Here is a 12,839-nt window from a genome sequence, read left to right on the forward strand (position 1 = left end):
ATGGGCGAGGACAAGGCAGCGGCTCCGGTCGCACTGGTGACCGGGGCGAGCCGCGGGGTCGGCAGAGGAGTGGCGACCGCACTGGGTGCGGCCGGCTGGACGGTCTACGTAACCGCGCGTGGGGGCACCGGGCCCGAGGATCCGCTGGGCCAGACCGTTGCCGCCATCAACGACGCCGGTGGCTCCGGGTTCGGCGTGCGTTGTGACCACACCGACGACGCGGCGGTGGCTTCCCTGTTCGAGACGATCTCGGCCGAACAAGGTCGGCTTGACCTCCTCGTCAACAACGCTTGGGCTGCACCAAAGGGTTTCGGTGGGTTCAGTGACAAGTTCTGGGAACGACCGGTCAGCGACTGGGACACCCTGATCACCGTCGGCCTTCGAGCGCACTACGTGGCGTGTGTCCACGCGGCGCAGCTCATGGTGCCGCAAGGGCAGGGCCTGATGGTCAACATTTCCTCGTTCGGAACCCGCGGCCACCTGCATTCGGTGCTCTATGGGATGAGCAAAGCCGCGCTGGACAAAATGGCCTTCGACATGGGCCACGAATTGGCCGGAACCGGCGTGAGCGCAATTTCCCTGTGGCTGGGCCTGATTCAGACCGAGTTGTTGCTGTCGTTCGGTATCGACGAGTTCGCCGGTTTCAAGATCAGCGAAGCCGAACACCCCGAGTTCGTCGGACGTGTGATCGATCGGCTCTGGCACGACCCGGATCTGCGAACCCACAACGGGCACACACTGGTGACCGCCGAACTCGGCGCCGACTACGGATTGTCGAACAACGACAGCGTCGTGCCGAAATCACACCGGGCCCCATTCGGCGGCGGCCCGCTGTTCCCACCCGCTCACTGACCCCCACCCCACCCAGCCACGAAGATTCGCGCCACTTGCCTGCGTTCGCGCCAGTTGCAACGGGCGCGAACGCAGGCAAGTGGCGCGAATTTTCGGTGGGCAACCCAGCTCCCGCTGTAATGGGATCGTATCAATTTCAACGAATTTCCATAACAGGTCAATTGACCTCCTTCAAGCCCCAGTTAATGGACACCTAAATGCACCAACGAGGATCGGTAGGGATCAATTTATTCAGAACAGCAAACCTCAAAGGGCAGCTTTCCACTACCAAAATACGGACGTATAGCCTGCTCAAAGCTGGTCTGGCGCACCGTTTCTCGAAGCCATTAGCGGTTCTTACCGATTAACATACCGATCATTCCCAGATTTAAAACCCTTGCTAAATGTCGAATAATTCAAGGACATCACCGTTTGCATTCACCCATACGACAGTTGTTAAGTTGACGTGACACCAACGCAACAAACCAACCTTCTGGGGGTCGATTCACAGCTATGAACCGCACTTTTGTTCGCGCCACCACCGCTGCCGCCGCAGTCAGCGCCGTCGCTCTGTTCTTCCCCGCCGTGGCCTCCGCCGCGCCGGTGACGGGCTCCAACTGCTCGACCGTATCCACCGGAACCGACGCCAACGGCTGGGGTAACCCGTTCCCGGAAGAAGCCGGCGCCGCGTACAGCGACACCACGGCTATCGATGCAGACGGTTCGCTTGTGCTGGCCACCGAGCCGTCCTCGGCACGGAAGGCGTGGTATCACCCCGCGGGTGAACTGAAGGCCTCGGACATCGGCGGGTCACTGACGTTCAAGCAGACCGCAGGCAATGCCAACTGGCAGATCCGGGTCACCGGCGCGGACACACAAGGCGCTCCCGAGTCCGAGAACGGCTTCGCCACCTTTGCCTGGGCGAGCCCCGGCAAAGGTGGCGACCAGGATGCCACCGACGCAACGAACTGGTGGTCGACCCGGAATCTGCCCGGCATTCCCAAGGGCACCCCGTCGACACTCGATGCACTGATCGCGGCCGCCGGCGACGCAACTGTCGTCACGAATTATGGAGTCTCCGCACAACCGGCCACTCCCGGCGAAACCGTATACGTCGACTCGGTGTCGTTCAACGGTTGCACCACGAACTTCAAGGCCACCGGCTCTGCGGGCGGCGACAGCGGCGGCTCACTCGGCGGTCTCGGATTGGGCAACCTGATCCCCGGACTGTTCCCGTAACCTCTACGCACGAACAGCAACATCTTCAGGAGTGCCCTTCCCATCATGGGAAGGGCACTTCTCGTTGCGGTGTCTCAATATGCGACGACAGTGCCCACTCCCCGGGTACCTGCCAGATCCCCGGCCTACACAACTAGCATTTGGCAGGGCACACCCGTAGTCGATATTTTTGGAGGGCGAAGTGATTTTCATCGTGGTGAAGTTTCAGGTGAAGCCCGAGTGGACCGAGAAGTGGCTCGATCTGGTCGGTCCGTTCACCCAGGCAACGCGGAATGAGCCCGGCAACAAGTGGTTCGAGTGGTCGCGCAGCGTCGATGATCCCAGCGAGTTCGTGCTGGTGGAGGCATTCGACGACGATGCGGCCGGCGCCCACGTGAACAGCGACCATTTCAAGAAGGCCACGCAGCAGGAGATGCCGCAGGCCCTGATGGCCACACCCAGGATCGTCAGTCAGCAGATCGAGGCCGACGGTTGGTCAGAGATGGGCGAGATCACGATCGACTGATCGTTCCCATCCAAACGGATCAAGAGGTGCCGGCGGCCTGTGCCTGCCGGGCCTCGACCCGGCGCCGTTCGCGCCGTGCCGCGGCGACCATGTTGCGCAACGCCGGCTCCAGTTGCCAGTAGTGCCTGGTCTTGAGGCCGCCATCCGGATTCACCCAGAGCCGATCGGGATCGATGGCCTGTGCTGCTCGCTGGATCCGTTCGTCGATCTCGTCGATGTCCGGGATCGCCGCGCTGCGGCTCTCATAGACACCTGGGCCGACCTCACGTTTGATGGACGTTCCCGAGGCCACGATCTGATCCAGCACCCAGTCGATCGCCCGGGTTGCCACGATCGAGGTGACATCGGCATCGAGCGCGTCGAACGCGTCCACCACTTTCGCGATACTGGAATAGCCGATGTGCGTATGGATCTGGGTCTGCGGCTCGGCACCGCCGACCGCCAGCTTGAACGCCGCGACCGCCCAGTCGAGATACCCCTCGCGACCGCGTTCGCGCAGCGGTAACAACTCCCGGATCGACGGCTCATCGACCTGGATGATCTTGACACCGGCCTTCTCGAGGTCGGCGATCTCATCGCGGACAGCCAGTGCCAGCTGTTCGGCGGTTTCATAGAGCGGTTGGTCCTGGCGCACAAACGATCTCGCCAACATGGTCACCGGTCCGGTGAGTATGCCCTTCACCGGCTTGTCGGTCAGGGACTGCGCATAGGTGATCCACTCGACGGTCATCGGGCCTCTACGCTTGATGTCGCCGTAGAGGATCGGCGGCCGCACACAGCGCGAACCGTAGACCTGAACCCAACCGAAATGTGTTGCGGCATAGCCGTCCATCAATTCGGCAAAGTACTGGATCATGTCGTTGCGCTCGGCCTCACCGTGCACAAGGACATCGAGGCCGATGTCCTCCTGCAGGTCGATGACGCGTTTGATCTCGTCGAGCAGCAGCTGCTTGTACTCGTCCCAGGCCACTCGTCCCTGGCCGTAGTCGTAGCGGGCCTGCCGGATCTCTGCGGTCTGCGGAAACGATCCCAGCGTCGTGGTCGGGATCAGCGGAAGTCCGATGGCCTGTTGCTGGGCTGCCCGGCGGACATCGTAGGGCGCCCGCTCGCGCTGATCCGAGCGGATCGCCGCAACCCGTTGGCGCACATCATGCTTGAGCTTGAAGTGCACCGACGTCGGCCGGTTGTACCAGCGTTCCGGTGCACCGTGGGTGACCGCCTTGGCCAGCGCCACCACCTCACCGACCTTCTGCTTCGCGAAGGACAACCGGTCGGCAACGTCACCGGGGATGTCATATTCGATGAGCAGGTCGACGGGGACGTGCATCAAACTGCACGAGGTCGACACGACCACGTCCGGGATCACCGCTTTGATGGCCAACAGGTAGTCGAGTGCCTGTGCTTTGTCGGCCTTCCACACATTCCGTCCGTTGATCACACCCGCGTACAGGCGCTTGCGCTTCAGACCCGGGATTTTGCCCAGAGCGGCGGCGCTGATCGGCTCCGACACCAGATCCAGACCGATGGCCTCGACCTTCGTCGCCGCCAGGATCGGCAGGGCCGCACCGAGATCGCCGTACTGGCCGGTGACGAGCAGACGCGGTCGCTGGCTCACCGCGGACAGCGCGTTGTACACGGTCCCCAGCAGTGCCAGCTCTTCGTCGGAGCGGTCGCCGGTGAAAGCGGGCTCGTCGAGCTGGACACATTTGGCGCCCTGCGCGGCCAGGTCCTTGAACAACTTCAGATAGACCGGGAGCAGCTCCTCGATCTTGTCGATCGGCGAGAAACCCTCGGGCGCATCAGGGCCAGCCTTCGACAGCAGCAGCAGCGAGATGGGTCCGAGGACCACCGGCCGCAGTTCGATGCCGTATTCCTTGGCCCGCTTGTGCTCGGCCAGCAACGATTCGGCGTGCAGCGAGAACTCGGTGTCGGCGCTGATCTCGGGCTGGCGGTAGTGGTAGTTGGTTCCGAAGAACTTCACCAGTTCCAGCGGCGGGATATCCGGTTTGCCCCGGGCCATCGTGAAATAGAAGTCCAACGGATGCAGCTCGCCGGCCAGCGGCTTGAACCGATCGGGGACGGCACCGAACATGAGCGCGTTGTCGAGCACGTGGTCGTAGAAGGAGAAGATGTTCCCGGGGACCTGCTCGAGCCCGGTGGCCGCGAGCTCCTGCCAGATGCTGTCTTGCAACTGATGCCCGGCGACGATCAGGTCGTCCACCGAACCGCCGTTGTGCCAATGTCTTTCGAGCGCTCGTTTGAGTTCACGCCGGGCGCCGATGCGCGGATACCCCAGGATCGAGGATCCGTATTCGATCTTCTCCGCGGGGCTGGTCATGTCCGCGCCCGTTAGTTCTTGACGCCGGTCTTTGCTGCTTCGTACTGGTAGAAGCCGTGGCCGGATTTCTTGCCGAGCCGGCCGGCCTCGACCATGCGCAGCAATAGCGGCGGCGGTGAGTAGAGCGGTTCCTTGAACTCCTCGTACATCTTGTCGGCGATGGCCTTGACGGTGTCCAGGCCGACCAGGTCGGTGAGCTTGAGCGGCCCCATCGGGTGCGCGCAACCCAGGACCATGGCCTTGTCGATGTCCTCGACGGTGGCAAAGCCGCTCTCCACCATGCGGATCGCCGACAGCAGGTACGGAACCAACAGCGCGTTCACCACAAACCCGGAACGGTCGGACGACCGCACGACCTGCTTGCCGAGGATGTCGCGGGCGAACTCTTCGGCGCGGGCGGTGATCTCCGGGGCGGTCATCAACGTGGTGACCAGCTCGACCAGAGGGAGCACGGGTACCGGGTTGAAGAAGTGCATCCCGACAACGCGATGTGCGTTGGCGGTGGCCATCCCGAGCTTCATGATCGGGATGGATGAAGTGTTGGAGGCGAGCACCGCGTTGGGATCGGTGACCACCTTGTCGAGCTCTTTGAAGATCTCGGTCTTGACCGCTTCGTCCTCGACGACGGCTTCGCACACCATCTGCCGGTCGGCGAAGTCGCCGAGGTCGGAGGTGAAACGCAAACGCCAGGAAGCCTGTTCACGTTCCCGCTCGGTGAGCTTCCCGCTGCTCACACCGCGGTCGAGCGAGCGCAGGATGCGCGAGCGTCCGGCAGCGGCAAGCTCGCGAGTGGTCTCGTAGACGAGCACATCCGCATGCGCACGCGCACACACCTCAGCGATGCCCGCACCCATCTGCCCGGCACCGATGACACCAACCCGCGTGATCTTCTCGCTTGCCATGACAACTCCTTGAAAACTACGAAACCGCAAAATCTTTGAACCAAAAGGAACCAACACAGAAGGCCGAGATGAGGGTAACCCTGCATGGGTACGCCCAAAAGCCTCCTAAAAACCAGCAGGCGGCCCGCAACGGTAGCTGCGGACCGCCTGACTAGTTCGTAAAGGCCCCGGAGTGGCGGTCCAGCCTAGTGGAACTGGCCTTCTTCGGTGGAGCCCTTCAGCGCAGTGGTTGAGCTGTTGGGATCAACGGTGGTGGCGATGCGGTCGAAGTAGCCGGCGCCGACCTCACGCTGGTGCTTGACTGCGGTGAAGCCGCGCTCGTCGGCTGCCTTGAACTCGCGGTTCTGCAGGTCGACGAATGCGGTCATCTGCTCGCGTGCGTAACCGTAGGCAAGGTCGAACATGCCGTAGTTGAGGGCGTGGAAGCCGGCGAGGGTGATGAACTGGAACGTGAATCCCATTGCGCCGAGCTCGTTCTGGAACTTGGCGATGGTGGAATCGTCGAGGTGCTGGCTCCAGTTGAACGACGGGCTGCAGTTGTAAGACAGCAGCTGGTCCGGGAACTCGCTCTTGACGGCTTCGGCGAACTTACGAGCCAGTTCGAGATCGGGGGTACCGGTCTCCATCCAGATCATGTCGGCGTACGGCGCGTAGGACTTTGCACGAGCGATGCACGGCTCGATGCCGTTCTTCACGTGGTAGTAGCCCTCGGCAGTGCGCTCACCGGTGACGAACGGCTGGTCGCGCTCGTCGACGTCGGAGGTGATGAGGGTGGCGGCCTCGGCGTCGGTCCGGGCGATGACCACGGTCGGCACGTTGGCAACGTCAGCGGCCAGGCGAGCCGAGCTCAGGGTGCGGATGTGCTGCTGGGTGGGGATCAGCACCTTGCCACCGAGGTGGCCACACTTCTTCTCCGAGGCGAGCTGATCTTCCCAGTGGGTTCCGGCGGCACCGGCGGCGATCATGGCCTTCTGCAGTTCGTAGACGTTCAGTGCGCCACCGAAGCCGGCTTCGCCGTCGGCCACGATCGGCACAACCCAGTTGTCGACAGTGTTGTCACCCTCGACGTGAGCGATCTCGTCGGCGCGCAGCAGAGCGTTGTTGATGCGGCGAACAACCGAGGGAACCGAGTTCGCGGGGTACAGCGACTGGTCCGGGTAGGTGTGTCCGGACAGGTTCGCGTCACCGGCGACCTGCCAGCCGGAGAGGTACACGGCCTTCAGGCCTGCGCGAACCTGCTGCACGGCCTGGTTGCCGGTGAGAGCACCGAGCGCGTTGATGTAGCTGCCATCACCCTTGGTGACACCCTCCCAGAGGATCTCGGCGCCACGACGTGCGAGGGTCTGCTCCTCGACAACGCTGCCCTGCAACTCGACGACCGACTCAGCGGTGTAGTCGCGGGTGATGCCCTTCCAACGAGGATTGGTGTCCCAGTCCTGCTGGATCTCGGCGGCAGTCCTTGGTTTTCCGACGGTGCTCATATTCTCGCGCTCCATATTCGTTGAGCTTGTGCTGTGTGGCGGTCCGCCCGAGTTCTGATCGAGCTGAACTCGTTCGGGGCTAATTAGCAATTTCATAACCCCCGAGGGGCGTCTGCCTCACCGAGAGTGCCACAGGCAAAGCCGCAGGTCTACACCCCGCAAGTGCGAATTCAGGCCACGTTTTCACGAGGCTTTGCAAATGTTGCGAATATTGCGGTGTAAACAACTTCCGATTAGTTACTGGTGAGTACGCCAAAAAGTACGCGCGTACTGCAACTTTGCGAGCCGGCCATCTCCCGAAGCGGCGCTCCGCGCCGGTCCACATCGACACCCGGGTTTCCGACCCCGGATCCTGCCGTGGTGAGCGGAATCACAGCGATCCGCCCGCAGATCACGTGCTCGCAGCGTCCACCCGGCCGACTGCTTCGGCGAACAAATCGGCGAATTCGACTTCGCTCAGGCCCTTTTCGGTCGAGTTGGCGACCAGCTGCACGGTGATCCCGTCGACCACGGCATAGCCCGCCAGCGTGCGCGACGCGGCCGTCCGACCCCCGGGATATGTGGTGGTCGCCACGGAACTCACCATCAGCGACAGTGAGGTGGGCAGGGCCGGCGGCGTCAGTCGGCGGTTCTGGTTGAGCACGGTGGTCCCGGCCGTACTGCCCTGTGTGATCGTGATCGTGAACTGCGCGCATTCGCCGACACTGACCCGCACATCGGCGTCGATATCCCGGGGCACCGTCGTCACCAATTCGGTGATGGTGCCGCCCGCCGGTGATTGCCATGCCGACACCGCCGCGTTGGAGACGTCGAGCTTGTCGTTCAGATCGGCATCGGCGGTCGGGCGGCACTGCGGCGGATCGAACTGCGCCGAGCCCGCCGACTCGAGGGCGGCCGCGTTCTGCCTTTGCAGGTCGATGATGCTCAGTTCGGCGGGTTGATAGCCCTTGGGAAACTCGCGGGCGGGTAACAGGAACGCGGCAGGTGTGTTCGACGAGGACTCCGGCGGTGCCGACGACTCGGACGCCGGAGAGGCGTCGTCGGAACATGCGGTACCGAGCAGACACAAAGATGTGAAAACAATCGTCATCACAGACAGCTTCCCCCGCATTCCCACAGCCTAGACATCGCCGCCTGCGGTGTTCGATCGGTAACCTGCGCTGGTCCCGCGCCGCGCCGCATACCCTAGGAGAATGTCCAAGACCTACGTCGGCGCACGTCTCCGGCAGTTGCGCTCCGAGCGCGGCATGTCGCAGGTTGCGCTGGCGCAGTCACTCGAGATCTCTCCGTCCTATCTGAACCAGATCGAGCACGATGCCCGGCCGTTGACGGTTCCGGTCCTGCTCAAGATCAGCGAGGTCTTCGGGGTCGACACCGGGTTCTTCAATTCTCAGGACAACGCCCGGCTCATCGCCGAGATGCGCGAGGTGATGATGGACGAGGACCTCGACGCGAATGCCGACGCCCAGGAGATCACCGACCTGGTGACCACTCATCCCGATATGGCCAAGGCCATGGTCAACCTGCATCGCCGGTATCGGATCGCCACCGAACAGCTCGCTGCTGCCACCGACGAACGCGGCGACGGCACCATGAGGGGTTCCATCAGTGCACCCCACGAGGAGGTTCGGGACTACTTCTATCAGCGCCGCAACTACCTCCACGAACTCGATGTCGCCGCCGAGGAGCTCACGTCCCGGATGCGGATGCATTCCGGTGACGTCCGGAGCGAGATCGCGAACCGTTTGCAGAACGTCCACGGCGTCCAGATCGTCCGACGCGTCGACCTCGGCGACACGGTCCTGCACCACTTCGACCCCGAGACCCGGCGCCTGGACATCTCCGGCCACCTCTCGCAGGGTCAGCGGGTGTTCAAGATGGCCGCTGAACTGGGTCACCTCGAATGCGGTGACCTCATGCGAGAGATGGTCGACGAGGGCAACTTCACGTCCGACGAGGCCCGCGCGCTGGCACTGCTCGGGATGGCGAACTACTACGCCGCCGCTGCGGTCCTCCCCTACTCCCAATTCCACGGCGCGGCGGAGGACTACCGCTACGACATCGAACGACTCTCCGCGTTCTACGCGGTCTCATACGAGACGATCTGCCACCGGCTCTCGACGTTGCAACGGCCCAACCTGCGGGGTGTCCCGTTCACCTTCGTCCGGGTCGACCGCGCGGGCAACATGTCAAAGCGGCAGTCCGCCACCGGTTTCCACTTCTCCAGTAGCGGCGGCACGTGTCCCCTGTGGAATGTGTACGAGACCTTCGCCTCGCCAGGCAAGATCCAGACCCAGATCGCACAGATGCCCGACGGCCGCAACTACCTCTGGGTGGCGCGCACCGTCGAGCGCCGCGCAGCGCGCTACGGCCAGCCCGGCAAGACTTTTGCGATCGGACTGGGTTGCGAGCAGCGCCATGCCGCGCGACTGGTCTACTCCGACGGTCTCGAGATCGGCCCACAGGCCAATGTGACGCTCATCGGCGCGGGTTGCCGCGTCTGCGAACGGATGAACTGCCCGCAACGTGCGTTCCCGGCACTCGGGGCAAAACTCGACATCGACGCGCACCGCAGCACAGTGTCGCCATATCTGGTGCAGTGAGGCGGCTAGACCGGGTCGAGGATCCGGCGTAGAAACTGTTTTGTCCGTTGGTGTTTCGGTTCGGCGAGGATCTCCGCCGGCGGACCCTGTTCCAGCACGATGCCGCCGTCGACGAACAACACCTGGTCGGCGACCTTCTGCGCGAAGTGGATCTCGTGAGTCACCACGATCATCGTCCAGCCCTGGGTGGCAAGGTCTTTCATGACCCCGAGGACCTCCCCGACGAGTTCCGGATCCAGCGCGGACGTCGGTTCGTCGAACAGCATCAGCGTGGGTTTGAGCGCCAGCGCCCGGGCGATCCCCACGCGCTGTTGTTGTCCCCCGGAGAGTTGATGCGGGTACTGGTCCCGTTTGTCGGACAGACCGACCTGGGTCAGTAGCGCCTCGGCTTCAGCGACGGCCTCCGCGCGTGGTCGCTTCTGGACGATCACCGGACCCTCGATGACGTTCTCCAGCACCGTCTTGTGTGGAAACAGGTTGTGACCCTGAAAGACCATGCCCGACTGCGCGCGGTATTTGACGAGTTGCGCCTTGGGTACCGGTTTGTCGAAGTCGACGGAAACGTCGCCGATGATGATCTGCCCGCCATCCGGCACGTCGAGGGCATTGAGCGAGCGCAAGATCGTTGTCTTGCCCGACCCAGACGGACCGATGATGGTGGTCACCGAACCGGCCCGGACGGTGAAGTCGATGCCGCGCAACACGTGGTTGTCGCCATACGATTTCTGCAGACCGGTCACGGTCACGAGGTTGCCCGTCTCGCCGGTGGGTTTCGGCGGGGGTCCAGGAGTTTCGGTCATTTCGCCACGTACCTATCCAGTCGGATCTCGATGCGGCCCTGTACCGATGACAATACGAGGCACACAACCCAGTAGTACAGGGCCGCGGTCCCGTACAGGGCGAAGAACTCGAAGGTCGGCGCTGCCGCGATCTGGGCGGTGCGCAGCAGTTCTGTCACCAGGATCGTCGAGGCCAGCGAGGTGTCCTTGACCAGCGAGATCAATGTGTTCGACAGCGGTGGGACCGCGGTGCGAAGCGCCTGCGGCAAGATGATGCGCCGCAACGCGACCGGATAGCTCATGCCGATCGTCTCGGCGGCCTCCCACTGCCCCTTCGGAACACTGCTGATGGCCGATCTGATGATCTCGGCGGCATAACCACCGACGTTGAGACTGAAGGCGATTGCCGCTGCCGGGAACGGATCGATGAGGATGTTCAGTTCCGGGAGCGCATAAAAGATGATGAAAAGCTGGACCAACAGCGGGGTACCGCGAATCAACGAGATGTAGACCCGCGCGACTGACGACAACGCCCGATTCTTGGACATCCGTGCCAACGCCACACCGAGCGCGATGATCAAACCGAAGAAGAAGCTGATCGCGGTCAACGGGATGGTCACGGTGATGGTGGCCTTGGCCATCGGCCACAGGTTGTCCGCAATCAGTTCCCACGTACTGGGCGCGGTCTTCGGCTCCGACGTGCCTGCGGCATTGGCATCCAGATAGGCCTGGGAGATCGCCGCGAGGGTGCCGTCACTCTTGAGCTCTTCGAGCGCCGCGTCGATCTCGTCGATCAGCCCACTGTCTTTGCGTGCCGCGAAGGCCTGCTCGCTCTTCTCCCCGATGTTCGCCGCGATCTTGATGCTGGTGTCACCGGTGGTCGCCTGATAGGCGAGAACGGACAGGCTGTCGTTCACCGTTGCCTGTATCCGCCCTTGGTTGAGCAGCTTGATGGCCTGGGTGAAACCCTCGACCGACTCGACGTTGGCTCCGGCATCCCGCGCCACCTGCGCCCAGTTGCTGGTCTCGGACTGTGCCGTGGTCTTGCCCTTGAGATCGGCAAGCGAGGTGATCGAGTTGTCGTCCGCCCTCGTCACGATCACGCCTTCACCGATCGCATACGGCGTCGACAGATCGTATTTCGCCTTGCGTTCGTCGGTGATCGTGACCTGGTTGGCGACCACGTCGAACCGGTCGGATTCCAGTGCCGCGAAAATGGAATCCCATGGGGTCTCGACGAATTCGACCCGGAGACCCATCTTCTCGGCGACCGCCTTCGCCACGTCGACGTCGTAGCCGACGAGTTGGCCGGTGGCCGGGTCGTGGTAGCTGAACGGCGGGTACGTACCCTCGGTCCCCACCCGCAGCACGCCCGACTCCTTGAGTCGGTCAATCCCGGTGCCGTCGTCACCGCCGCAACTCGCCAGCACCGACATCGCGGCGAGCACACCCACGATCACGATCAGTATCCGACGCACTGATAGGACTTTAGTCCCCCAACGAGCAGGTCGGGGAAGGCCACCACCGACGCGCCGGGACTGAGGCGGGTGCGGTCGGCGCCCGGGTACGGCGAGCGGTGGTGATCCGGCGTTACTCAACACTCCTTCCGCTAGGTTGGCAGAGGTGACCACACCACGCATCGACCCCGGGAATTTCCGTCAGCTCGGGCCCTTCAACTGGGTGTTCAGCCGCGGGGCCGCCCGCGTCATCGGAGTGCCGGACGCGCACATCTTTTCGACGCTGGGGCGGGCCAAGGGCCTGTTCCGGGGATGGCTGCATTTCTCGAGCCGGATGATGCCGTTCGGCAGACTTTCTCGGCACCACGCCGAAATGGTGATCATCCGGACCGCCCATCTGCGCAACTGTCAGTACGAGCTCGACCATCACAAGCGGCTCGGCCGGCGGGCCGGTATCGACGAGGCCGAGTTCTCACGGCTACTTCAGGGCCCCGAGGCGGGCTGGTCCGGGGTTGACGAGGCCTTGCTCCGCGGCGTCGACGAGTTGGTGGGCACCAAGGACCTGAGCGATGCCACCTGGAAGGACCTCACCTCCCACCTCGACGAGCGTCAGCTGATCGAGTTCGTCCTCCTTGTCGGACAATACGATTCCCTCGCCACCACCATCGGAGCCCTGCGGATCCAACGAGACTTCTGAGTACTTC

At 63.2% G+C, this 12,839-nt stretch carries 11 protein-coding genes; 5 read left to right on the top strand and 6 right to left on the bottom strand.

The genetic code is table 11. From position 1 onward, the window contains the following. The 3 genes from AC56PL_RS26380 to AC56PL_RS26390 all read left to right on the top strand — a co-directional run bounded on the left by AC56PL_RS26380 (position 1) and on the right by AC56PL_RS26390 (position 2,575). Positions 1-852, top strand: coding sequence for an SDR family NAD(P)-dependent oxidoreductase (locus AC56PL_RS26380; RefSeq protein WP_497155679.1), 852 nt, complete (start codon positions 1-3; stop codon positions 850-852). A gap of 492 nt (positions 853-1,344) precedes the next feature. After that, positions 1,345-2,070 (top strand): hypothetical protein, encoded by a 726-nt coding sequence (locus tag AC56PL_RS26385; protein ID WP_497155680.1) that lies wholly within the window; start codon positions 1,345-1,347, stop codon positions 2,068-2,070. A 181-nt stretch (positions 2,071-2,251) separates the two neighbouring features. Next, positions 2,252-2,575 (top strand): antibiotic biosynthesis monooxygenase, encoded by a 324-nt coding sequence (locus tag AC56PL_RS26390; protein ID WP_495517149.1) that lies wholly within the window; start codon positions 2,252-2,254, stop codon positions 2,573-2,575. Positions 2,576-2,594: 19 nt separating this feature from the next. Here AC56PL_RS26390 and metE read toward each other — a convergent pair whose 3' ends face one another. The 4 genes from metE to AC56PL_RS26410 form a co-directional block, all read right to left on the bottom strand. Further along, positions 2,595-4,913: a 5-methyltetrahydropteroyltriglutamate--homocysteine S-methyltransferase gene (metE, locus tag AC56PL_RS26395; protein WP_497155681.1), complete on the bottom strand. Its 2,319-nt coding sequence runs from the start codon at positions 4,911-4,913 to the stop codon at positions 2,595-2,597. A gap of 11 nt (positions 4,914-4,924) precedes the next feature. Continuing rightward, positions 4,925-5,815 carry a 3-hydroxybutyryl-CoA dehydrogenase gene (locus AC56PL_RS26400; protein WP_495517147.1) on the bottom strand — a complete coding sequence of 297 codons (891 nt, stop codon included), beginning with the start codon at positions 5,813-5,815 and terminating at the stop codon, positions 4,925-4,927. Positions 5,816-6,000: 185 nt separating this feature from the next. After that, positions 6,001-7,296 (bottom strand): isocitrate lyase, encoded by a 1,296-nt coding sequence (gene aceA, locus AC56PL_RS26405; protein WP_495517146.1) that lies wholly within the window; start codon positions 7,294-7,296, stop codon positions 6,001-6,003. 391 nt (positions 7,297-7,687) lie between these two features. Beyond that, a complete protein-coding gene (locus tag AC56PL_RS26410; RefSeq protein WP_497155682.1) occupies positions 7,688-8,386 on the bottom strand; it encodes a hypothetical protein in 699 nt (232 codons plus the stop codon). Positions 8,387-8,489: 103 nt separating this feature from the next. Here AC56PL_RS26410 and ramB point away from each other — a divergent pair, with 103 nt between their 5' ends. Next, positions 8,490-9,899 (top strand): acetate metabolism transcriptional regulator RamB, encoded by a 1,410-nt coding sequence (gene ramB, locus AC56PL_RS26415; protein WP_495517144.1) that lies wholly within the window; start codon positions 8,490-8,492, stop codon positions 9,897-9,899. A gap of 5 nt (positions 9,900-9,904) precedes the next feature. On the opposite strand, the gene AC56PL_RS26420 is transcribed toward ramB, so the two are convergent. Next, positions 9,905-10,699: an amino acid ABC transporter ATP-binding protein gene (locus AC56PL_RS26420; protein WP_497155683.1), complete on the bottom strand. Its 795-nt coding sequence runs from the start codon at positions 10,697-10,699 to the stop codon at positions 9,905-9,907. Then, positions 10,696-12,114 (bottom strand): ABC transporter permease subunit, encoded by a 1,419-nt coding sequence (locus AC56PL_RS26425; protein ID WP_495517662.1) that lies wholly within the window; start codon positions 12,112-12,114, stop codon positions 10,696-10,698. Before AC56PL_RS26425 ends, AC56PL_RS26420 begins: the two co-directional genes overlap by 4 nt. A 187-nt stretch (positions 12,115-12,301) precedes the next feature. On the opposite strand from AC56PL_RS26425, the gene AC56PL_RS26430 reads away from it, so the two are divergent. Then, positions 12,302-12,832 carry a carboxymuconolactone decarboxylase family protein gene (locus AC56PL_RS26430; protein WP_495517142.1) on the top strand — a complete coding sequence of 177 codons (531 nt, stop codon included), beginning with the start codon at positions 12,302-12,304 and terminating at the stop codon, positions 12,830-12,832. Positions 12,833-12,839 lie beyond the last annotated feature (7 nt).

This window comes from Williamsia sp. Y721 (assembly GCF_059683565.1).

Excerpts from the sequence above, each read along its gene's own strand:
- AC56PL_RS26380 (WP_497155679.1), top strand. The coding sequence starts at position 1 with ATGGGCGAGGACAAGGCAGCGGCTCCGGTCGCACTGGTGACCGGGGCG.
- AC56PL_RS26385 (WP_497155680.1), top strand. The coding sequence starts at position 1,345 with ATGAACCGCACTTTTGTTCGCGCCACCACCGCTGCCGCCGCAGTCAGC.
- metE (WP_497155681.1), bottom strand. The coding sequence starts at position 4,913 with ATGACCAGCCCCGCGGAGAAGATCGAATACGGATCCTCGATCCTGGGG.
- AC56PL_RS26400 (WP_495517147.1), bottom strand. The coding sequence starts at position 5,815 with ATGGCAAGCGAGAAGATCACGCGGGTTGGTGTCATCGGTGCCGGGCAG.
- aceA (WP_495517146.1), bottom strand. The coding sequence starts at position 7,296 with ATGAGCACCGTCGGAAAACCAAGGACTGCCGCCGAGATCCAGCAGGAC.
- AC56PL_RS26410 (WP_497155682.1), bottom strand. The coding sequence starts at position 8,386 with ATGACGATTGTTTTCACATCTTTGTGTCTGCTCGGTACCGCATGTTCC.
- ramB (WP_495517144.1), top strand. The coding sequence starts at position 8,490 with ATGTCCAAGACCTACGTCGGCGCACGTCTCCGGCAGTTGCGCTCCGAG.
- AC56PL_RS26420 (WP_497155683.1), bottom strand. The coding sequence starts at position 10,699 with ATGACCGAAACTCCTGGACCCCCGCCGAAACCCACCGGCGAGACGGGC.
- AC56PL_RS26425 (WP_495517662.1), bottom strand. The coding sequence starts at position 12,114 with ATGTCGGTGCTGGCGAGTTGCGGCGGTGACGACGGCACCGGGATTGAC.